This is a genomic window from Microbacterium sp. K41 (assembly GCF_004794395.1).
GTDB classification, from domain to species: Bacteria; Actinomycetota; Actinomycetes; order Actinomycetales; family Microbacteriaceae; genus Microbacterium; species Microbacterium sufflavum.
In genome coordinates this window covers 1-1,020 of record NZ_SSDO01000126.1, presented here as the reverse complement: position 1 = coordinate 1,020, position 1,020 = coordinate 1, and the positions used below count along the sequence as shown (strand labels likewise).

Genomic DNA, 1,020 nt, shown 5'->3' with positions numbered 1-1,020 from the left:
GCGTCGGGGCGACACTGGCCTGGAGCTGCGCGGCACCCGCGGTGAGTCCGCTGCCGATCTGCCCCGCGCCGGCCGCGGCCTCGCGCGTCTTGCCCGCGATCGTGTCGAGCCCCGACGCGAGCGAGGAGGCGCCGGTGCCGAGCTGTGCAGCGCCGGAGGCGAGCTGTGTCGCGCCGTCGGGGATCTCCGCCGCCCCGGTGGCGGCGTCGCGGGCGCCGGTCGCGAGCTGGAGTGCACCGTCGGCAGCGTCGCCGATCTGGTCGCCGATCGTGGTGAAGCCCACGAGGATGTTCTCGGTGGTGGCCTCCGACAGCATGGTGCCGAGGGTCGACGCGGCGACGTTCGCGATCTGGCTCGTGATGAGGTCGTCGGCGACGAGACCGTCGTCGGGGGTGGTGACGCGGATCGTCGCCTGCTCCGCGTCGCCGCCGCCGTCCGCCACGGCCTGCCCGCCCGAGGTCGCGGCGGCCGAGAAGTCCTCGGGGATCGTGATGACGGCCTGGTACGAGCCGTCCGCGAGCCCGTCGGCGGCATCCTCCTCGTTCGAGATGACCCACGTGAGGTTCGAGTCGAGGTCGTCGGAGCCCTCGACCAGCCCGGAGGCGAGCTGTCGTCCGAGCGGGGTGACCTGCCCGTCGATCTCGACCGGCTCGTCGAGGTTCACGATCGCGGCGGTCATCGACTCCAGCCGCTCCGTGGGGTTGTACAGCGCGGCCATGAGGATGCCGCCGATCGCGGCGGGCAGCAGCAGCACGCCGAGGATCGTCAGCCACGTGATGGGCTTGCGGGAGCGCGCGCGCTCGAGGGGGAGGGTCATGCGGTCACCTCGGTGGTGTCGGCGGCGGCCCGGTGCGGGTCGCGGAGGTCCAGGGTGTCGGCGGACGACCATCCGGCGTCCGCGAGGAGGGAGCGCGCCGCGGTCGCGTCGACCGCGGTGGCGAACACGGCGAGGGGGCGGCGGGCCGCGGTGTCGCGCAGTCGGGCCGCGAGCTGATCCCGGGCGGCGCCGTCGAGGCGGTC

The 1,020-nt window shown here is 74.6% G+C and carries 2 protein-coding genes; both read right to left on the bottom strand.

What is annotated here, in order from left to right:
• On the bottom strand, positions 1-817 hold an 817-nt coding region (locus DW309_RS02730; RefSeq protein ID WP_136044489.1), incomplete at its 3' end, for a YhgE/Pip domain-containing protein.
• Positions 814-1,020 (bottom strand): hypothetical protein (locus DW309_RS19280; RefSeq protein WP_168387151.1); only part of this gene is annotated, 207 nt, incomplete at its 5' end. The genes DW309_RS02730 and DW309_RS19280, both read right to left, overlap by 4 nt.